Source organism: Streptomyces prunicolor NBRC 13075, assembly GCF_000367365.1.
Taxonomy (GTDB): Bacteria; Actinomycetota; Actinomycetes; order Streptomycetales; family Streptomycetaceae; genus Streptomyces; species Streptomyces prunicolor.
The window spans coordinates 1-20,993 of record NZ_BARF01000022.1; the positions used below are offsets into that span (position 1 = coordinate 1).

A 20,993-nucleotide genomic window follows, 5' to 3' on the forward strand; every position below is an offset into this window, starting at 1 on the left:
GCCGTGCCGCGTGGGCCACCCGCCAGTTCGTCCGGTGCCGGGACCCGCATCGACGTATGGGTGTCCCGGTTGGAGTCGGCGGGCTTGGCGCCGGGGACCAGGGGTACGGCGCCCCGGCGTACCCGCTCGCTGCGCGCGGGCGCGGCCACCGGCGTCTCCTCCTGCTCCGCTTCCTCCTCCTCGGTGTCCGGCTCGTCGACGTCCAGTGGGGGCATCCCGGCCAGCAGGGGGAGTTGTTCACGGAGGCGGGCTGCGAGTTCGGAGGCGCGCAGGCGGGAGGCCGGGGCCTTCGCCAGGCACTGCACCATCAACTGCCAGAGTTCGTCGGGGATCCCGGGCAGCGGTACGACGGTCTCGGTGACGTGCCGTCGTAGCACCGCACCGGGGTGACCGCCGCCGAACGGGGTGAAACCGGCGAGGAGTTCGTACAGGACGGTCGCCAGGGCGTAGATGTCGACGGCCGCGCGCGGGGGCAGGCCCTCGACGATCTCGGGGGCGAGATAGTCCGGCGTGCCGATGATCTTCGTCGCGCGGGTGCGGCGCGGGGAGTCGATGAGCTTGGCGACCCCGAAGTCCGTCAGCAGGGCGGGGTGCGAGCCACCGGGGCCGAGCGGGCCCTGCATGTCGAGGAGCACGTTCTCCGGCTTGACGTCCCGGTGGACGACACCGGCCGCGTGGGCCGCCGCGAGTCCGTCCGCGATGTCGGCGACGATCGCGACCGCGGCCTCGGGGGAGAGCCGGCGCTCCCGGTCGAGGCGGGTGCGCAGATCCGTGCCCCGGACCAGGTCCATGACGAGGGCGAGGTCGGTGCCGTCGACGACCAGGTCCCGTACGGACACGATGTTCGGGTGCTCCAGGCCGAGCAGGGCCGTGCGCTCCTGCACGAAGCGGCCGACGAGTTCCTGGTCGGACGCGAGGTCCTCGCGCAGCAGCTTGACGGCGACGGGCCCTTCCGGCCCCTCACCGAGCCACACCGTGCCGGCACTGCCCCGCCCCAGGATCTGGTTGGCGGTGTACCGGCTGCCGATCTTCCGTGCCAAGGCTGCTCCTACCGACGCGTGTGTCGCTAAAACTACGCGTCAGATGAGCCAACCTTCACCGCGGAGGCGGAAATCACCCACTGGGTGTCGACAAATCCCCAACCCAGCGTCCGACAAGGGCGATTCGGGGGTCAGTTGCCGGTCGCGGAACTCAAGTCCTTGACCCAGCCACTGACCTGTCCGGCGACGTGGCTGATCTCGTGCCAGTAGCTCCGGCCCGTGCCGATCCAGTCCTGAAGCGGGGTCAGCTCCCAGACCAGCCAGCCCGCGACGAACAGCAGGACGATCGTGAACAGACAGCCCTTCAGGCAGCCGAGCCCGGGGATCTTCATCGGGTTGGCGCTGCGCTGCCGCGGCTGCCGGGGCTCGCGGGCCGGCTCCGGGGGCCGCTGGGGCTGCTGGCGGCTCGGCGGGGCGTACTGCTGCGGCTGTTGCTGCTGCGGATGGCCGTAGCCGCCGCCCTGCTGCTGCGGCTGCTGGCGCTGGGAGGGGCGCTGCTGCGGGCGCTGCTGGGCGGCCTGGCGGGGCTGCTGCGGCTGTTGTGCGCGGGAGACCGGGCGCTGGGGGCGGCGGCGCAGCGGGTCCTCGGCCGGGTCGAGGTAGGGCTGGAACTGGGTCTGTTCGTTACGGTCGCGGGCGGCGCGCAGCTGGTTCTGCCAGGGGTGCGGCTGCTCGGGGCCGCCGCCGGACTGGTTCTGCTGGTTCTGCTGGCCGTATGGACCGGCCTGGTTCGGCTGGCCGTACTGCCCGGGCTGGTTCTGCGGCATGACCGTGGTCGGGTCGGCCGCGCCGCGGTTCGGCATCACCGTGGTCGGGTCGGCGGCGCCCACCGGGCCGCTGGTGTGCGGGAGGACGCTGGTCGCCGCGTTCGGGTCGTAGGCGCCCGCGCTGTGCGAGAGGACCTGCGTCGGGTCGGCGGCGCCGGGCACGCCCGGTACGGCGGCGGGGGCCGGGTCGGGGGCCAGCAGCCTGCCGACGTTCTCGGCGGCGGCGATCTGCGCGGAGTTCGCGTGCACGCCGACGCCCTCGGCGACGACGCGCAGGCCGCGGGCGAGGTTCTCGGCGCTGGGGCGCTCGTCCGGGTTCTTGCGCAGGCAGCGCTCGATGACCGTCCACAGGGGGTCGGGGACCGTCGAGGGGCGGCGCGGCTCGGCGCTCAGGTGCTGGTGGAGGACTTCGAGGGCGGAGCCGCCGGAGAACGGCGGGTGGCCGGTGACCAGCTCGTACAGCAGGATGCCGGCGCCGTAGATGTCCACAGCGGAGGTCTGCGGGCGGCCCTCGGCGGACTCCGGCGCGATGTACGCGGGCGTGCCGACGAACTCCTGCGTGCGGGTCAGGCCCGGGGAGTCGGCGAGGCGGGCGATGCCGAAGTCGGTGAGCAGCGGGTACATCTGGCCGCCGCCCTGCTTGAGCAGGACGTTCGCCGGCTTCAGGTCGCGGTGGACGACACCGTCGGCGTGGCTGGCGGCCAGCGCGTCGGCGATCTGCGCGGTGAGCAGGGCTGCGCCGACGGGGCTGAAGGGGCCGTTCTCGCGCAGGTAGTGGTGCAGGTCGGGGCCCTCGACGAGGTCCATGACGAGCGCCAGGAGATCGCCTTCCACGACGAGGTCGCGGACTCTGACGATGTTCGGGTGGGTCAGGCGCAGCAGCACCGACCGCTCGCGCAGGAACCGCATCACGATGTCGGGATCGTTCGCGAGCTCTTCCTTGAGGACCTTGATCGCGACGGTCTCGCCGGGCTGGCCCTGGACGGCTGCCTCGGCGCCCGCGGTCTCACGCTGGCGGGCCCGCCAGACGGTGCCCGTGGCGCCGCGTCCGAGTGGCTCCTCCAGGAGGTACTTGCTGCCTACCGGCCGCACGTCTGCGCTCCCTGCTGCTTGCCTGTGTTCCGGTCCACTGTAGTGCCGCCCCTCTTGGGGCTACCTACGTAAGCATCGCCGTACATGTTCGAAGGAAAGACGCTCTCCCCGGTCTCCCGGTTGCCCCAATGGTCGCCGAAGCCGGACATGACCGGTCTCACTCGATCACCGGTGCGGCACTGGTCAGGCACTTTTGGGGACAGAGCTGACCAATCAAGATCACTTGGTGCCGGGCCCCGGGCGAGTTGTCAGTGGCAGGTGCGAGGATGCGTGCAGTACTGGCCGATGTGCTCGCGCGGGGTGGGGGAATATTCCGTGCCGGGGCAGAAGGGACCGCTGACGGCGATGCAGATCCGGCTGACCGTCGTAGACCCGTTGGGGCCGCCCGCGCAGCCGCGGGGCCGCTCCGCGAGTTGCGATGTGCTGGTCACCGCGCCCGCCGGCACGGCCCTGGCCGCGGTGGCGTCCGCGCTGGCCTCGGCGGTCTCCGCCGACGCGGCCGTGTCCCAGCCCGAGCGGAGCCGCGAGTCCGGCGGCCCGATCGTGCTGTACGCGGGCGTGGAGCGCCTCGACACCCAGCGCTGCACCCTCGGCGAGCCGCCGCTGACGGACGGCGCGGTGCTGTCCCTGGGCGCCCCGGCCGAGCCCGAGGCGCATCCCGAGCTGGACGACGCCCCGACCCAGCTCCATGTGGTCGCGGGCCCGGACGCGGGCGGGGTGCACCTCCTCCATGGCGGCCAGATCCACATCGGCCGCTCCGCCGACGCCGACGTCCCGCTGGACGACCCGGACGTGTCCCGGCTGCACTGCGCGGTGACGGTCGACCCCGGAGGCCGGGTCTCGGTCGCCGACCTGGGCTCGACGAACGGCACGACCCTGGCGGGCACCCGCGTGGGCACCCGCCCGGTGCGCTTCGCTCCGGGCGCGCTGCTGCGCATCGGCGAGTCGGCCCTACGGCTGACCCCGTCCGGCGGTCCGGGAGCGCGCGCGGAGACGGCCCCCGACGGCGAGGGCCACGTGCGCGTGTCCCCCGGCACCCCGGCAGCCCCCCGCAGCGAACCCCTCGTGGTCCCGGGCCAGGGCGGCGCCCCGAGCATCGAGCACCGCGCCGTCCAGGTCGGCGGTGACACCCACGCGGGCCGCTTCGGGGTGTTCGGCGAGGCCGGCGAGGCTTCTGAGAACGGGGACACGGACGACGCGTTCTCCGCGCGGACGACGACCTCGCGCATCCTCACCGATGACGACGCCGACGCCGACAGCGGACGCAAGGGCACCCCACTCCGGGGCACCGATGTGCCGCAGGGTGTCCGCAAGCGCGGTGGCATCGGCAAGTGGGCGCGGCGCCTGACGGGCGGCCGCGGCGAGTCGACGGCCGAGGACGCCGAATCGTCGTACGACTCGACGTACGGCGCCTCCTACGACCAGGAGGGCGCCGACGAGAGCGTGCCGCCCCCTCCCGTAGTGCTCCAACAGCCGGACACCTGGCCCGATCCGGCGGCCCTGCTGCTCACCGCCCTGGGCCCGGGCCCCCGCCTGTGGGAGCGCGCCCCGGGTCACCCCGAGGCGCTCACGGTGCGGCTCGGCACGGCGGACCGGGCGACACCGGACGGCTCGGCGCTGCTGGCCGCGGTGCCGGTGACCTCCGGGCTCCGTGAGGTCGGCGCGCTGGGCCTGGCCGGTCCGCGCACGCGGCTGGCGGGGCTGGCCCGCGCGGTGGTGGCCCAACTCGCGGCGCTGCACTCCCCCGACGCCCTGGAGATCGTGCTGATCAGCACGGACCGCGCGCGTACGGTGGCCGAGCGCACCGCCGAGTGGGCGTGGCTCGGCTGGCTGCCGCATCTGCGCCCCGGGCACGGCCAGGACTGCCGACTCCTGCTGGCCTACGACCGGGAGCAGGCGACGGCCCGGACGGACGAGCTTCTCCGGCGTCTTGAGGACCACGCCATGGACGCGCACGGTGGCGGTACGGGGCGGCCGAGCGTCGCCTCCGGCACCTCCGGCCGTCGCACTCCGGGCATCGGCGCGCAGCGCGGCTCGGCGGAGGGGCGGTCGGGCCCTCCCTCGCCACACGGTTCACTCGCCGCGCAACACGGTTCAGCCGAAGGCCAGTTGGGTGCCGCCGCACGACACACGGCCGACGATCGTCAGCAGCGTGGGGCGACGGGCACCTCCGCCACCCCGACCACGTACAACACCACCGACGACGCCCACCACCACCGCTCCGGCATCTCCGACGACCCGGCGTCCGGTGCCACCCGACCCCGTTCGTCCGGCACCGGCGACGACACCTCCGCCGATTCCCTCCGCGGCGCCGCCCACCGCCCCGCGTGGGCCCGCACCGACGACGGTGACGGTTCGACGGACGGCTTCGTGGGGCCGTACACCGTGCTCGTGGTGGACGGTGACCCCGGTGGGGCCGATGTGCGCGAGGCGGTGGCGCGGCTGGCCCATGACGGGCCCCGGGCCGGTATCCACGTCGTGTGCCTCGCCGAGACGGAAGCGGCCTCGCCCTCGTCACCCGTGACGGAGACCTACGAGGCGGCCTGCGCGGCGGCGCCGACATTCCGGGAGTGCGGGGCGGTCGCGCTGCTGAGCGGTGATGTCGCCACGGCGCTGCGGCTGTTGCGGGTCGCGCACGGCGGCACGGGGGCGTCCCGGGCCGGCGGTACGGGGGTGACGCGACCGGGTGCGGGAGCGTCGCGAACCGGCACGGAAGCAGCACGGCTCGGTACGGAGGCATCCCGGCCCGGCACAGGCGCGTCACCTCCCCGCACAGAGCCGTCACGCCCCGGCCAGTCCGACGCCGACCAGGCACACCTGGGCCAGAGCGACCTCTCCCGCCCCGGCCCCGTAGGCAACGGCACCATCGCCGCCGTGGACGCGGTGTCTCTCGCCTGGGCCGAGCGCTTCGCGCGGGCGCTCGCGCCGCTCCGGGCGGACGGTCCCGCGACCGAGCGGCACACACGCGTGTCCGCGCCGTTGCCCCCATCGGCGCGGCTGCTGGACGAGTTGGGGCTGGCGCGGGCCACCCCGGCGTCCCTGCTGACGCGTTGGGCGGACGCGGGGGACGACAAGGACACGATCGGCGGGCGGGCCTGGGCGGTGCTCGGGGCCGGACCGCGCGGTCCGGTCACCGCGGATCTCGCCGCCGAGGGACCGCATCTGCTGATCGAGGGCCCGCCGGGCAGTGGCCGTACGGAGCTGCTGCGGGCGGTCGTCGCCTCGCTCGCCGCCGCCGAACGGCCCGACCGGCTGGGCATCGTGCTGATGGACGGGCGGGACAGCGTCGGCGCGAGCGGCGGCCACGGCGAGGGCCTGCGGGTCTGCACGGACGTACCCCATGTCACCACCCATCTCACCGCCAACGACCCTGTCCGCATGCGGGAGTTCGCGCAGTCGCTGAGCGCCGAGCTGAAGCGGCGGGCCGAGTTGCTGGGCCGGATCGGCTTCGTCGAGTGGCACTCGCGGCACGAGGTGTCGGGGCGGATCATCTCGCAGCGCGGCACGTCCGGTGCCGGGGATCTGGAGTCCCCGTCCAGTTCGACGATCCGCTTGCGCCCGTCGGCGGCGGCCCGTCAACAGACCGAGGCGGCACCGCCGTTGCCCCGGCTTGTCGTGGTGGTCGACGATCTGGACGCGCTGGTGAAACCCCCGCTGGGCTCCCCCGGGCGCCCTGCCGCCGGGTCGGTGATACGCGCACTGGAGGCGGTGGCCCGCGAGGGCGAGCGGCTCGGGGTGCACCTGGTGGCGGCTGCCGCCGTAGAGGCGCGTACGTCGGAGACCGAACCCGCGCGGCACCTCACCCTCCGGGTCAGCCTCGACGCGACGACGCAGGGGCCGGACGAACCCGCCCCGGGGCGTGGCCGGTTGACCTTGCCGGACGGCCGGGCGACCCCCTTCCAGGGTGGGCGCGTGACGGGTCGTATCCCGCGCACGGCGACGCTCCGCCCCACGGTCGTCCCGCTGGAGTGGCAGCGCATGGGCGACCCCCCGGCCCGCCGCCCGGTCCGCGAACTGGGCAATGGGCCAACGGACTTGGCGCTCCTGGCCAGCGCGCTGGAGCGGGCCACGCGCTCGGTGTCGGCGGCGGAGGTGCCGTCGCTCCTCTGATCGTTCACAGGCTGCCCACACAACCCCACGTCACGACCCAATCACGATCGCGTACTTGACAGCGGACGCCATCTTGCCGCGTTCAAGTACCGGGCGTAGACCAGTGCGCACGGAAGCGTTCGAGCGTTCGACGAGGAACGAAGAACGGGGCAGTGATGCGCAGCACGAGCAGCACCCACCGGACACGCACCACCGTACGTACAGCGGCAGTTGTCGCCGCGGGGGCACTGACGCTCTCGCTCGCCGCCTGTGGAGGTGGCGGCGACAAGAGCGACGACAGTAAATCCAGCAGTCCCTCGGAGACCGCGGGCACGGTCACCCTCCCCAAACTGGACGGCGCGAGCCTCGAAGTGGCCGCCGTGTGGACCGGTGACGAGCAGAAGAACTTCAAGACGGTCCTCGCGGAATTCGAGAAGCGCACGGGCGCCAAGGTCACCTTCGTGCCCGCCCAGGACCCGATCATCAACTTCCTCGGCTCGAAGGTCGCGGGCGGCCAGCCGCCGGACATCGCGATGCTCCCGCAGCCCGGCGCCATCAAGCAGGCCGTCGACAAGAAGTGGGCCAAGCCCCTGGGAGCCGACGCGCTCGCGGAGTTGCAGAAGAACTACTCGCAGGGCTGGCAGGACATCGGCAAGGTCGGCGGCAAGCAGTACGGCGTGTACTACAAGGCCGCCAACAAGTCGCTGATCTGGTACAACGCCAAGGTCTTCGAGAACGCGGGCGCCAAGGAGCCCAAGACCTGGCAGGAGTTGCTGAAGACCGCGCAGACGATCTACGACTCCGGGGTCACCCCGTTCAACGTCGCCGGCGCGGACGGCTGGCCGCTGACGGACTGGTTCGAGAACGTCTATCTCTCGCAGGCGGGCCCGGAGAAGTACGACGCGCTGGCCCAGCACAAGATCAAGTGGACGGACCCCTCCGTGAAGGAGGCCCTCACCACGCTCGCCCAGATCTGGGGCAAGAAGGCCTATATCGCGGGCGGCCAGAACGGCGCGCTCCAGACGGAGTTCCCCGCCTCCGTGACCCAGACCTTCACCGGCGGCGACCAACCGAAGGGCGCGATGGTCTACGAGGGCGACTTCGCGCAGGTCAACATCCAGCAGACGAAGGCGAAGGTGGGCACCGACGCGAAGGTGTTCCCGTTCCCGGCGGTGGGCTCGACCTCGCCCGTGGTCTCCGGCGGCGACGCGGCCGTCATCCTGAAGGACTCCAAGGCGGCCCAGGCGCTGGCGACTTTCCTCGCCTCACCGGACGCGGCGACGATCCAGGCGAAGCTCGGCGGCTATCTCTCCCCGAACAAGAACGTGCCGGACTCGGCGTACCCGAACGCGGTGCAGCGGACGATCGCCAAGGCGCTGATCGCGGCCGGTGACGACTTCCGCTTCGACATGTCCGACCAGGCCCCGCAGTCCTTCGGCGGGACCCCGGGCAAGGGCGAGTGGAAGGACCTCCAGGACTTCCTGAAGAACCCGACGAACATCGCGGGCACGCAGGCGCAGTTGGAGAAGGACGCGGCGGCGGCGTACGCGAGCGGGAGCTGAGCCCGAGATGGCATCGGCAGCGGCGGAGGCCCCCGGGGCCTCCGTCCCTCCCCGCAACCGCAAGAGCGTGACCGGCACCCGCAGGACCGTGGCAGTGCTGTTCCTGCTGCCCGCCCTGGTGCTGCTCGGCGCGCTCGTGGTCTACCCGATCGGGTACTCGCTGGTCCGCAGCTTCGGCAACCAGGCCGGCGACGGTTTCGCCGGATTCGACAACTACAAGGCCCTGTTCACCGACGACGGCATCCGCACCGCCCTGAAGAACAACGTCATCTGGGTGATCTTCGCGCCGACGGTCGCCACCGCCCTCGGTCTGATCTTCGCGGTGCTGACCGAACGGGTGAGCTGGGGAACGGCGTTCAAGCTGGTCGTCTTCATGCCGATGGCGATCTCGATGCTGGCCTCCGGCATCATCTTCCGCCTCGTCTACGACCAGGACCCGCACAAAGGTGTCGCCAACGCCGTCTGGGTCGGCATCCACGACACGTTCGTCTCGTCGTCGGCGTTCCCGAACGCCCACCCGGGCCGCGAGTCGCCGCTCAAGGCGGACAAGGGCGGCTTCATCACCAGTACGACGGTCCACACGGGCCAGACCGTCGTCCTCCCGCTGGTCGGCGTCGCCCCCGACCAGATGCCCGACGGCGCGAAGAAGGCCGTGGCCGCGAAGGCCGAACCGGGAAAGATCACCGGCACGACCTGGCAGGACTTCACCCGCGGCAAGGGCGTCGGCAAGCTCGGCGGGGTCGACCCGTCCGAACTCGGCTACGGCGGGATGAAGATCGAGGCCGTCAAGGACGGCAAGGTGGTCGCCTCGACGAAGGCCGCGGGCGACGGCACCTTCACGCTGCCCGCGAAGGCCGACGGGGCCCAACTCCGGCTCCCGGCAGGCAACTTCAAGGCGCCGTACAACGGAGTGGAGTGGCTCGGCCCGTCGTTGGTGACACCGGCCATCATCGGGTCGTACGTGTGGATGTGGGCCGGGTTCGCGATGGTGCTGATCGCGGCCGGACTCGCGAGTGTGCCACGGGAGTTGCTGGAGGCGGCGCGGGTCGACGGGGCCAATGAGTGGCAGGTGTTCCGGAGAGTCACGGTGCCGCTGCTCGCGCCGGTGCTCGCGGTCGTCGCCGTCACGCTGATGATCAACGTGCTGAAGATCTTCGACCTGGTCTTCATCATCGCCCCGGGCTCCTCGCAGGACGACGCGAACGTGCTGGCCCTGGAGCTGTACCGGAAGGGCTTCTCGGAGGACCAGCCGGGTGTGGCCAGCGCGATCTCGGTCTTCCTGCTGCTGCTGGTGATCCCGGTGATGCTCTTCAATGTGCGTCGGCTCAGGCGGGAGGTGCGGCGATGACCACGGATGCCGGAAGTCTCGGTAAAACCGGGCCAGTTGAGGTCGTCAAGGCGCGGGAGTCGCTCGGTGGGCGGCTCGCGGCGGCGGCGAGCGGGGGTCTGGTCCGGGTGTTCCTGATCGTCGTCGGCCTGTTCTGGCTGGTGCCGACGCTCGGGCTGCTGCTGTCCTCGCTGCGCAGTCCGGAGGACATGAACGCGAGCGGCTGGTGGAAGGTCTTCAGCCAGCCGTCCCAACTCACCTTCCACAGCTACAAGACGCTGCTGGAGAACAGCGACATCACCAACTCGCTGTGGAACACCGTCCTGATCACCGTCCCGGCGACGATCCTCGTCGTGGTGATCGGCTCGCTCGCGGGCTACGCCTTCGCGTGGATGGAGTTCCCGGGCCGCGACTGGTGGTTCCTGGGCGTGGTCAGCCTGTTGGTGGTGCCGGTGCAGGTCGCGCTGATCCCGATCGCCGAACTCTTCGGAAAGATCGGCCTGTTCGGGACCATCTTCGGGGTGATCCTGTTCCATGTCGGCTACGGGCTGCCGTTCGCGGTGTTCCTGCTGCGGAACTTCTTCGCGGAGATCCCTCGCGAACTCCTGGAGGCGGCCCGGCTGGACGGCGCGGGTGAACTGCGGCTGTTCGCGCGGGTCGTGATGCCGCTGGGCGGGCCCGCGATCGCGAGCCTGGGCATCTTCCAGTTCCTGTGGGTGTGGAACGACATGCTGGTCGCGCTGGTGTTCACCAAGTCCAGCACGCAGCCGATCACGGTCGCACTGCAGACGCAGGTACGCCAGTTCGGCAACAACATCGACGTGCTGGCACCCGGTGCGTTCATCTCCATGGTGATCCCGCTGGCCGTGTTCTTCGCGTTCCAGCGGCAGTTCGTGTCCGGCGTGATGGCGGGCGCGGTCAAATAGCCCACAAATAGCGTCAAACGGGGCGCATTTCGGGAGGCGGGCCGTCACCGGCCCGCCTTTTCCCGTTCACCGGGGATCCCCCGTATGCCGTACCCGGCGTAACCAAGTCACTCCATCGGCCGTTCCCGGGCAGAACGCCCGCGCCGACCGACCCATGGATGTCCCTTGCCCAGGTTCAGTGTCATTGTCCCCGCGTACAAGGTCCAGGCGTACCTGCACGAATGCCTGGAATCGGTGCTCTCCCAGTCGTATCCCGATCTGGAGTTGATCGCGGTCGACGACTGCTCGCCGGACGCCTGCGGCGCGATCATCGACGAGTTCGCGGCCCGCGACGCCCGTGTGCGCGCCGTCCATCTCCCCGAGAACCAGGGCCTCGGCCGCGCCCGCAACGCCGGTCTGGCACAGGCGACCGGCGACTATCTCGTGTTCCTCGACAGCGACGACACGCTCACGCCGGACGCCCTGCGCTCGATCGCCGACCGGCTCAAGGAGACCGGCGAGCCGGACGTCCTGGTCTTCGACTACGCCCGCACCTACTGGTCGGGCGAGGCCCAACGCAACAAGGTCGCCGCCCAGTTGACCGAACAGGGCCCGGCGCCCTTCCGGCTGGAGGACCGCCCCGGGCTGCTGCGGGTCATCATGGTCGCCTGGAACAAGGCGTACCGACGGGAGTTCGTCGAGCGCGAGGGCTTCGCCTTCCCGCCCGGCTACTACGAGGACACCCCGTGGACCTACCCGGTCCTGATGACGGCGGAGACGATCGCGACCCTCGACCGGGTCTGCGTCCACTACCGCCAGCGCCGCCAGGGCAACATCCTCGGCACCACCAGCCGTTGCCACTTCGACGTCTTCGACCAGTACGACCGGGTCTTCGCGTTCGTCGACGCGCACCCCGAACTCGACCAGTGGCGGCCGGTGTTGTTCCGCCGCATGGTCGACCACCTCGCGACGGTGTTCACCAAGCCCGGCCGCCTCCCGCGCGGCACCCGCGCCGAGTTCCTACGCAAGGCCCGTGCGCACTACCGCCGTTACCGCATCCCCGGCACCCCGGTCCCGGTGCGCACCCGGATGCGTCACACGCTCGTCCACTTCGGCGTCCACCGCACGTTCCGCACCCTGCAGGCGGCGATGAGCTGGCGCCGCAGCGCGGTCAAGCTCACCGCGAAGGCCCTCCGCACGCTCAGGGCAGCTGTCCTCCAACTCCACTACCGGATCCAACTCCGGCTCCCGCTAAGGAATCGCGCGGTGTTCGCCGCCTACTGGGGACGCGGCCACAGCTGCAACCCGGGCGCGCTGGAGAGCGCGTTCCGCACCCACGCCCCGCACATCCGCACCGCGTGGATCGCCCGCCCCGAGCACCACCACACGATCCCGGCCGCGACGCGCAGACTGCGCCCCAACACGGCTTCCTACTGGACGGCGTTGGCCCGCTCCAAGTACCTGGTGAACAACGTCAACTTCGACCGCCGACTGGTCAAGCGCCCCGGCCAGGTCATGATCCAGACCCAACACGGCACCCCGCTCAAGCACATGGGCCTCGACCTCCAGGAACGCCCGGCAGCCGCACGGGACATGGACTTCGGCGAGCTCCTCAAGGGCGTCGACAAGTGGGACCACGTCCTGTCCCCCAACCGCCACACCACCCTGACCTGGGAGCGGGTCTACCCCGGCAGCTACACCACGCTCGCCTACGGCTACCCGCGCAACGACGTGTTCCAGCAGGCGACTTCGGCCGACGTGCACCGCCTGCGCGAGTCGCTCGGCATCCCGCAGGACGCGATCGCCCTCCTCTACGCCCCGACCCACCGCGACTACCGCCGCACCCAGCGCGCTCATCTCGACCTCGACCGCGTCCTGCGCCGCCTCGGCCCGCGCTTCGTCGTGCTGGCCCGCGCCCACTACTGGCACGAGGGCCCACTGGCCGCCGCCGCGTCCGGCCGGATCATCGACGTCACCGACCACCCCAGCGTCGAGTCGCTGTGCCTCGCCTCGGACGCGTTGGTCACCGACTACTCGTCCCTGATGTTCGACTACGCCAACCTCGACCGCCCGATCGTCATCCACGCCGACGACTGGGAGGCCTACGAGGCGGCCCGCGGCACCTACTTCGACCTGCGCGCCTTCCCGCCGGGCGCGGTCGCCCGCAGCGAGGACGAACTGATCGACATCTTCGCGACCGACCACTGGCGCGGCTCCCGCTCGACCCAGCTGCGCACCGCGTTCCGCGAGCGCTTCTGCCCCTATGACGACGGCCGCGCCGCCGAACGGGTCGTACGCCACGTGGTGTTGGGCGAAACCGACCTCCCGCCGGTGGTACCGCTCGCCGACCGCCACCCGGTGCCGTCGGCCGCCGCGAGCCTCACGCGCTCCCCGCTCGCCACCGTGCCACAGCCCGCGACGTCCCTGCCCGTCACCGACCGACTCTGAACGCCGTTCCCACACCGGGGAGTTCGCATGCCGTCAAGCCCTTCGCGACCGACACCGACCCGCCCGACCACCTGGCGCCCGACCGGACGCCCCAGGGCCTGTCGCGCGCACTGACACCGGACCCCTCCGGACCACTGGAGAAAGAACAGAATGCCCCGCTTCAGCATCATCGTCCCGTCCCACGGGGTCGCCGGCCGGCTCTCCCAGGCCCTGGACTCGGTCCTCGCGCAGTCCTACGGCGACTTCGAGCTGATCCCGGTCTGCGACGCCCCCGGCTCCCCGGCCGCCGACGTCGCCGACGCTCACACCGGGCGGGACTCCCGGGTGGCCCCGGTCAACTCGCCACCCTCCGCGGGGCTCAGCGGGGCCCGCAACACCGGGCTACGGGCGGCGACCGGCGCCTACGTCCTCTTCCTGGACGGCGACGACACCCTCGCCCCGGGCGCACTGGCCGCGCTGGACGCCCGGCTCGCGGAGACCGGTGACGTCGATGCCCTGTACTTCGAGCACGAGCGGACCCCGTGGTGGGAGGGCGAGCCCACCAACCCGGCCGCCCCGCTGCTCGCGAAGACCCCGGCGGGCGCCTTCTCCCCCGCGCAGGCACCGCAGTTGACGGGCGTACAACTCCCGGCGTGGAGCGCGGCCTATCGCCGCGCCTTCCTCACCGACCACCAACTCACCTTCCCCGAGGGCCGGTTCACCGACCTCGGCTGGGGCGGCCGGGTCACCGTCGCCGCCGAGCGGGTCGCGGTGCTGCGCTCGGTGGTCGTACGGCATCTGCTGCGCAGGCAGGGCAGCCGGCTCAACCTGCCCGGCGAGCACCACCATCAGCTCCTCGACCAGGTGGAGTTGGTGCTCGGCGCGGCGGAGCGCCTGTCTCCCGAGCGGTCGCAGGCGCTGTTCGAGCAGCTCTTCGCCGTGGTGCTGAAGACCGCCTCCCGACCCGAACGGCTCCCCTCCGGACACCGCGCCTTCTTCCGCCGGGCCGGGCGGCTCTACCGCAGTCACCGGCCCGCCGACTTCCGTGCGCCGGGCGGGAGTCTGGGAGTGCAGCACCGGCTGCTGGCGTCGGGGGCGTACATGGCGTTCAAGGCGCTGCGCGGTGCCAACCGGTCGGCGTCGGGGGCGGCCGAGCGGGTCCCGCGCCCCCGGATGCTGCGCACCCGGCTCCGCTACGCTCGTGCCCTGCGCCGCCGACTCGACCCCAACTTGGCTGTCTACTGCGCCTATTGGGGACGCGGCTACGCGTGCAGCCCGGCCGCGATCCACGCCAGGGCGAGCCAACTCGCCCCGCACATCCGCTCGGTGTTCCTGGTGGAGCCGGACGCGGTGGACGCCGTACCGAAGGGTGTCGAGCACGCCGTCATCGGCAGCCGGAAGTACTGGGAGGTGCTGGCGCGGGCCAAGTACCTGGTGAACAACGCCAACTTCGCGGAGGGCGTCGTCAAGCGTCCCGGCAGCGTGCACGTCCAGACGCAGCACGGGACCCCGCTGAAGAAGATGGGCGTCGACCAGTCGACGTACCCGGTGGTGGCCGCGGCGACCGGCAGCTTCGCCAAGTTGCTGGCCCGGGTGGACCGTTGGGACTACAACATCTCCTCCAACCGGCACTCCACCCAGATGTGGGAACGCGCCTTCCCCGGCTCGTACGAGGCGTTGGAGTACGGCTATCCGCGCAACGACGTCTACTACACGGCGACGGCGGACGAAGTGGCGCGTGTGCGGCGGGAGTTGGGGGTCCCGGAGGGCAAGACGGCCGTCCTGTACGCGCCCACCCACCGCGACTACCAGACCGGCTTCGACACCGGCCTCGATCTGGAGGCCTTCTGCGCGGCGGCCGGCGACGACGTGGTCGTGCTGCTGCGCGCCCACTACTTCTACGACCAGGGCCGCGCGAAGAGCAGCGGCCGGATCATCGACGTGACCGGACACCGCTCCTCCGAGGACGTGTGTCTGGCCGCCGACGCGCTGGTCACGGACTACTCGTCAATCATGTTCGACTACGCCAACCTCGACCGGCCGATCGTCGTGTACGCCGACGACTGGGGGGTCTACCGGGAGACGCGGGGCGTCTACTTCGACCTCATGGAGGCGCCGCCGGGACCGGTCGCGCGGACGCCCGAGGAGTTGGCGCAGGTGTTCCGCGACGGCTCGTACGCGGGGGCGGAGTCCAGTGCCCTGCGGGCCGAATTCCGGTCCCGTTTCTGCGAGTTCGACGACGGGCTGGCCGCCGAGCGGGTCGTACGCCGGGTGTTCCTCGGTGAGCCGCCGGAGTCGATCCCGGCCGTGATCCCGCTCGCGGAGCGCGTCCCGGCCCCCGCCGCCACCCTCGTAAGGAGCTGAACCCGAAGTGCCCCGCTTCAGTGTCATCGTCCCCGTCTTCAAGGTGCAGGGCTTTCTGCGCGAGTGCCTCGACTCGGTTCTGGAGCAGTCGTACCAGGACATCGAGGTGATCGCCGTGAACGACTGCTCGCCGGACGGGTGCGGCGCGATCCTCGACGAGTACGCGGCCCGCGACCCGCGCGTGCAGGTGCTGCACCTGCCGGAGAACGTCGGCCTCGGCCGCGCCCGCAACGCCGGAATGCCCCTGGCCACCGGCGACTTCCTGTTCTTCCTCGACAGCGACGACACCCTCACCCCGGGCGCCCTGCGCGCGATGGCCGACCGGCTCGACGCGAGCGGCGATCCGGACGTGCTGGTCTTCGACTACGCGCGCACCTACTGGTGGGGCGGCACCCGGCGCAACGTCCTCGCGCACGTCCTCACCGAGGTCGACGGCACCTTCACGGTCGCCGAACACCCCGAGATCCTCGACCTGTTGATGGTCGTGTGGAACAAGGTGTACCGCCGGGAGTTCGTGCACAAGCACGCCTTCGAGTTCCCGCCGGGCTACTACGAGGACACGCCCTGGACGTTCCCGGTGCTGCTCAGCTCCGAGCGGATCGCCACCCTCGACCGGATCTGCCTGAACTACCGGCAGCGGCGGCAGGGCAACATCCTGTCCACCACCAGCCGCAAGCACTTCGACATCCACGACCAGTACGAGCGGGTCTTCGCGTTCGTCGACTCCCGCCCGGAGCTGGCGAGTTGGCGCCCGTACCTGCACCGCAAGATGGCCGAGCACTGTCTCGACATCCTCGGCAAGCCGGACCGGCTGCCCCCCTCCGACAAGGCCGAGTTCTTCCGTCGCACGGCCGAGCTGTTCGCCAAGCACAAGCCGGCGGGCGGCGCGAAGGCGGACGCCGAAGTCCGTGCTCTGGAAGGCAGTTACGCGCTGTACCGGGTCCGGCGACAGGCGGGGCGGGGCGGTCGACAGCTCCAACGCCGGGCGTTGCAGGCCCGTAAGTCGGCGGCCGGACGGGTCAAGGGCGGCTTGTCCGCACTGCACGCTCGCCGCTCCCTCGACCCCAACCTCGTTGTGTACTCGGCCTTTTCGCACCGCGGGGTCCTCGGCGACCCGGCCGCCGTCTACTACAAGGCGAAGGAGATCGCCCCGCACCTCCGGGGCGTGTGGGTCGTACAGGACGCGGAACAGGCCGCGTTGTTGCCGCCGGACGTCGAGCACGTCCTCCTCAACACTCTGCGGTACCGCCAACTCACCGCCCGCGCCAAGTACTTCGTGAACAACGTCAATTGGCCCGGCACCCTCGCCAAGCGCCCCGGCAGCGTCCACATCCACACCCACCAGGGCACCCCGCTCAAGTACATGGCGGCGGACCTGCTGGACAAGCCCGGCGCCCGCTACGGCGTCGACGTCCCGCAGATGCTGCGCCGCGCCGACCGCTGGGACCACAGCCTGGTCGCCAACCGGCACTCGGAGCTGGTGTGGGAGCGGGCGTATCCGTGTCACTTCGCCTCGGTGCGGACGGGGAGTCCGCGCAATGACGTGCTCGTCGGCGCAACACCGGGAGCGGGGACGGCAGTTCGTGAGCGGCTCGGCATCCCCGCCGAGCACACCGTCGTGCTGTACGCGCCGACCCGGCGTGAGTACGTCCGGGGAGGGCATGTGGACCGGCTGGACCTGGCCCGGTTCGCCGAGGATCTCGGTCCGGAGCACGCCCTCGTCGTACGGCTGCATCCGTCCCTCGCGACCGGACCCGCGCGCGGCATGGGCCTCGCGGATCTGCACCGGCGGGGTGTTCTTGTCGACGCGACCGACGAACCCTCCGTGGAGGACGTCATGTTGGCGTCCGACGTGCTCGTCACCGACTACTCGGCCCTGATGTTCGACTACGCCAACCTCGACCGGCCGATCGTGCTGCACGCCGACGACCGGGAGGCGTACGCGGCCAGCCGGGGCACCTATTTCGACGTCACCGCCGCGCCACCGGGTCATGTGTCCGGTTCCTACCGGGAGTTGGCGTGGGTGTTCGCGTCGGGTGCCTGGCGGGACGAGGACTCGGCGCGGCTGCGGGGTGAATTCCGGGCGCGGTACTGCGAGTTCGATGACGGGAGGGCTGCGGAGAGGGTCGTACGGACCCTGCTTCTGGGTGACGAGGGCTGGCTGCCGCAGACCGAGTCCGGGGCGCGGGTCCCCTCTCCTGCCGCCGGTCACGACCAGTTGGCGTCCTCATGAGGCCGCGTACCTGGGTGCTGGTGCTGGCCGCGGTGTTCGCGGTGCTCCAACTCGCCAATGTCACCGGGCGGGCGACCCCCGACACGAAGAACTACCTGTCGTACGCGATGAGTCTGCGCGGTGCGAGCGAGCGGGAGGCGGCGACCGTCGCCATCGACTACAGCTGTGCGAGCCAGGGGGCGAACGCGCGGCGCGACCAGAGCGTGAACCCGTTGAACTTCCACGGCAAGGACCCGGCCGCGCGGGTTACGAAGAAGTGCCGGGACGCGGAGTGGCGGGGGGTGGACGCGCGGCTGCGGGCCGGGCAGACGGGCGGGTTCATCACGCCGTTCACGTCGGAGCGGTTCATGCGGATCTTTGAAGTGCGGCCCGGATACCCGGTGTTCCTGGTGCCGTTCGTGACGCTGCTCGGGCCGGTCTGGGGGATGTGGTCGGCGAGTGTCGTCCTCACGGTCGCGGGCGGGATCCTCGTCTTCCTGATTCTGCGCACGTTGTCCGTATCGGTGCCGTTCGCGTTGACCGGGCAGGCTCTTTATTACGTGCTGCCGTGTGGGACGACCTCGATGCGGCCGATGACCGAGGGGCTGATGACGGCCCTGACGCTGGCGGCGTTGTGGGGCTGCGCGCTGGTGCTGAAGGGGCAACGTTCGCGTGTCGGGCTCGCGTTGGTGGGTGGTTCGTTGGTGCTTCTCTTCACCGTCAAGCACTCGCAGTCCCTGTTCCTCGGGCTGTGCCTGGCCGGTGCGGGTGCGGTGGTCGCCGTAGGGCGAATGCGGCGTGGGCGGGTGCCGGGGCGGGCGTTGGTGGCTATTGCCGTGTTGGGCGCAACTGCCGCGCTGGGCACGCTGGTTCTGGCGAGCGCGCTGCACTACCCGTCGCAGACCGACAGCCTTCAGGACCTGCTCACCGATCACTACGCCCGGCCCGACCGCACGCGGCTGTGGCCCGAATTCCTGCACCTGGAAGCGAACTTCTGGGTCGAGTGGACGCGGCAGCAGCTGTGGCAGCCGATGCTTGCGGCTGCGCTGGGCGCGGGGGTGTGGGGTGCGGTGCGGCGGCCGGCGTTCGGGGTGTTCCTGATCGCTACCGCGTTCACGGGGATTCTCACGCAGGCCGCGCATCCCGATGTCAGCGTGTGGGGTGGGCGGTTGATCGTGCTGGTGTGGTTGTTGCCGGTGGTGGGGGTGCCGTTGCTGCTGGAGAGCGTGGTGCGGGGGAAGGCTGTTGCGGGTGTGTCTGTGCCAACGCCGGTTCCTGGGCAGGGAGTTGGGGAGCACGCTCAGTCGGTGCGGTGAGGTGAGGTGCGGTACGACGAGGTGGCCGACGGCGCGTATGCCGTCGGCCACCTTTGTGCCGGGTCACGGGAGTGTCGTAGTGACTACTCGATGACGAGGTCGACCTCGATGTTGCCGCGGGTCGCGTTCGAGTAGGGGCAGACCTGGTGGGCAGTCTCGACCAGCTTGCGGCCGGTCGCCTCGTCCACGGTGTCGGGGAGCTCGACGCGGAGGGTCACCTTGAGGCCGAAGCCCTCACCCTGCTTGCCGATGCCGACCTCGGCGGTGACGGCCGCGTCGGTGACGTCGACCTTCGCCTGCCGGCCGACGAGGCCGAGGGCGCTGCCGAAACAGGCGGCGTAACCGGCGGCGAACAGCTGCTCAGGGTTGGTGCCCTGGCCGTTGCCGCCCATCTCGACCGGAATGCCGAGCTGAAGGTCGATCTTGCCGTCGTTGCTGACCGCGCGACCGTCGCGGCCGTGGGTGGCGGTGGCTACGGCGGTGTAGATCGCGTCCATTGGAAACCATCCCTCTCGGAAGTCTTGGTGGGGGTGACCGGTCCGGATGTCCGGGCCGCCTCACGACGACAAGTAGAGCACACAATTCAATTGCCCACAACTAAATGGCCCGCTAGCGCTATCCTGGAGGCATGACCACCACTCCGGCCGCCTCCCCCACCAACGACTGGCTCCGCCTCGACCAGCAGATCTGCTTCTCCCTGAACGCCGCGTCGCGCGCGTTCGGCGGTGTGTACCGCGTGATCCTCAAGGATCTCGGGCTCACGTATCCGCAGTACCTGGTGATGCTGGTGCTGTGGGAGCACGGCGAACTGCCGGTCAAGAAGCTCGGCGAACACCTGCGGCTCGACTCGGGCACGCTGTCCCCGCTGCTCAAGCGGCTGGAGACGGCGGGTCTGGTACGGCGTGAGCGCAGCGTCCGTGACGAGCGGTCGGTGGAGGTGCGGCTCACCGATGAGGGGGTTGCGCTGCGCGAGCGGGCGGTCGAGGTGCCTCGGCGGATTCTTGGGGCGACCGGGTTCGACCTTGATGAGATCCGGGCGTTGCGGGAGCGGCTTGACCAGCTCACGGGGGCGTTGGATTCGGCGACGTTGGATGAGGCGTAGGCGCGGACACCGACTGCGTTGACTGCGTCGGCTGTGGGGGCATCCGGCGGATGTAGAGGGCCAGTTTCACTCGCCCTCGAACGTACTCCTGCCTTCGCGCGAACTCCCCGTCCACGACGTCGAGTTTGACCCGGTCGGTCGGGTCGCCGGGTACCCAGCGCGAGGGCAGCAGATTCGACTGCGCGACGATCCAGACCCGGTCCACCCCGGCGAGCCGCGCCCGCAACTCCCCCGGGCCCACCTCACGCCCACTGAGCGTTCCGGAACTCGCCCCCGACTCCCCCAACGCCAGATCCCGGGCCCCGACGAACGGCCCCGGATACGCCGACGCGGTCACCCGCCAGAACGACGGCAGGAACAACACCGGGTCGCCGGGCCGGAGTTCACGTCCAGCGAGTGCGGAGACGGCAGCGAGATTCTCGGGGCGGTTGGCTGCGGAGCGGTCGTTCCGGTAGGCGGGGAGGCCGTGGAGGAAGGGGGCGGTTGCGGCTAGGACGCCTGCGAGGGTGATGAGGTTGGCTCGGGTGGCGAGGGTGGCCATGGGGGTGCGGTTGGCGAGGAGAGTGCGGCGGAGTGGGCGGCGGTCGGTCGGGGGGCGTCGGGTGTCGGGCCTCAGGAGGGTCGTACGGTCAACTCCGGTGAGAGATGGGCGGCTTGTGGTTGCGGCTGCGGATCGGCTCCCGCCTCCAGCTCCGGCTTCGCCTGCGCTTCCGGCTCTGTCTCTGTCTCGGGCTCCGGCTGCGGCTGCGGCTCTGTCTCGGGCTCCGGCTCCGGCTCCGGCTCCGGCTCC

At 71.1% G+C, this 20,993-nt stretch carries 13 protein-coding genes; 9 read left to right on the forward strand and 4 right to left on the reverse strand.

The annotated features are described in order from the left end of the window. Together SPR02S_RS09625 and SPR02S_RS09630 are read right to left on the reverse strand one after the other, a co-directional pair. Window positions 1-1,040 (reverse strand): serine/threonine-protein kinase (locus tag SPR02S_RS09625; RefSeq protein WP_019056738.1); only part of this gene is annotated, 1,040 nt, incomplete at its 3' end. Between the two features lie 131 nt (window positions 1,041-1,171). Further along, on the reverse strand, window positions 1,172-2,899 hold the full coding sequence (locus tag SPR02S_RS09630; protein WP_019056739.1) for a serine/threonine-protein kinase: 1,728 nt from the start codon (window positions 2,897-2,899) through the stop codon (window positions 1,172-1,174). A 345-nt stretch (window positions 2,900-3,244) separates the two neighbouring features. Between SPR02S_RS09630 and SPR02S_RS09635 the strand changes: the two genes are divergently transcribed. From SPR02S_RS09635 to SPR02S_RS09670, 8 genes are all read left to right on the forward strand, one after another. Further along, window positions 3,245-7,009: an FHA domain-containing protein gene (locus SPR02S_RS09635; protein WP_026150375.1), complete on the forward strand. Its 3,765-nt coding sequence runs from the start codon at window positions 3,245-3,247 to the stop codon at window positions 7,007-7,009. Between the two features lie 155 nt (window positions 7,010-7,164). Further along, entirely contained in the window at window positions 7,165-8,550 is a 1,386-nt protein-coding gene (locus SPR02S_RS09640) for an ABC transporter substrate-binding protein (RefSeq protein WP_019056741.1), read from the forward strand. A 7-nt stretch (window positions 8,551-8,557) separates the two neighbouring features. Continuing rightward, complete coding sequence (locus SPR02S_RS09645; protein WP_019056742.1) at window positions 8,558-9,898, forward strand: carbohydrate ABC transporter permease; 1,341 nt, start codon at window positions 8,558-8,560, stop codon at window positions 9,896-9,898. Beyond that, a complete protein-coding gene (locus tag SPR02S_RS09650; protein WP_019056743.1) occupies window positions 9,895-10,803 on the forward strand; it encodes a carbohydrate ABC transporter permease in 909 nt (302 codons plus the stop codon). The genes SPR02S_RS09645 and SPR02S_RS09650 overlap by 4 nt, the downstream gene beginning before the upstream one ends. A gap of 165 nt (window positions 10,804-10,968) precedes the next feature. Further along, window positions 10,969-13,230 carry a bifunctional glycosyltransferase/CDP-glycerol:glycerophosphate glycerophosphotransferase gene (locus tag SPR02S_RS09655; RefSeq protein WP_019056744.1) on the forward strand — a complete coding sequence of 754 codons (2,262 nt, stop codon included), beginning with the start codon at window positions 10,969-10,971 and terminating at the stop codon, window positions 13,228-13,230. A 150-nt stretch (window positions 13,231-13,380) separates the two neighbouring features. After that, complete coding sequence (locus tag SPR02S_RS09660; protein ID WP_019056745.1) at window positions 13,381-15,573, forward strand: bifunctional glycosyltransferase/CDP-glycerol:glycerophosphate glycerophosphotransferase; 2,193 nt, start codon at window positions 13,381-13,383, stop codon at window positions 15,571-15,573. Between the two features lie 7 nt (window positions 15,574-15,580). Further along, window positions 15,581-17,806 (forward strand): bifunctional glycosyltransferase/CDP-glycerol:glycerophosphate glycerophosphotransferase, encoded by a 2,226-nt coding sequence (locus tag SPR02S_RS09665; protein ID WP_019056746.1) that lies wholly within the window; start codon window positions 15,581-15,583, stop codon window positions 17,804-17,806. Further along, window positions 17,803-19,101 (forward strand): hypothetical protein, encoded by a 1,299-nt coding sequence (locus tag SPR02S_RS09670; RefSeq protein WP_026150377.1) that lies wholly within the window; start codon window positions 17,803-17,805, stop codon window positions 19,099-19,101. The genes SPR02S_RS09665 and SPR02S_RS09670 overlap by 4 nt, the downstream gene beginning before the upstream one ends. 83 nt (window positions 19,102-19,184) lie before the next feature. Here SPR02S_RS09670 and SPR02S_RS09675 read toward each other — a convergent pair whose 3' ends face one another. Continuing rightward, window positions 19,185-19,598 carry an organic hydroperoxide resistance protein gene (locus tag SPR02S_RS09675; protein WP_019056748.1) on the reverse strand — a complete coding sequence of 138 codons (414 nt, stop codon included), beginning with the start codon at window positions 19,596-19,598 and terminating at the stop codon, window positions 19,185-19,187. A gap of 131 nt (window positions 19,599-19,729) precedes the next feature. On the opposite strand from SPR02S_RS09675, the gene SPR02S_RS09680 reads away from it, so the two are divergent. Beyond that, a complete protein-coding gene (locus tag SPR02S_RS09680) occupies window positions 19,730-20,203 on the forward strand; it encodes a MarR family winged helix-turn-helix transcriptional regulator (protein ID WP_019056749.1) in 474 nt (157 codons plus the stop codon). Here SPR02S_RS09680 and SPR02S_RS60045 read toward each other — a convergent pair. Further along, window positions 20,163-20,744: a hypothetical protein gene (locus tag SPR02S_RS60045; protein WP_174447531.1), complete on the reverse strand. Its 582-nt coding sequence runs from the start codon at window positions 20,742-20,744 to the stop codon at window positions 20,163-20,165. The genes SPR02S_RS09680 and SPR02S_RS60045 overlap by 41 nt on opposite strands. Window positions 20,745-20,993 lie beyond the last annotated feature (249 nt).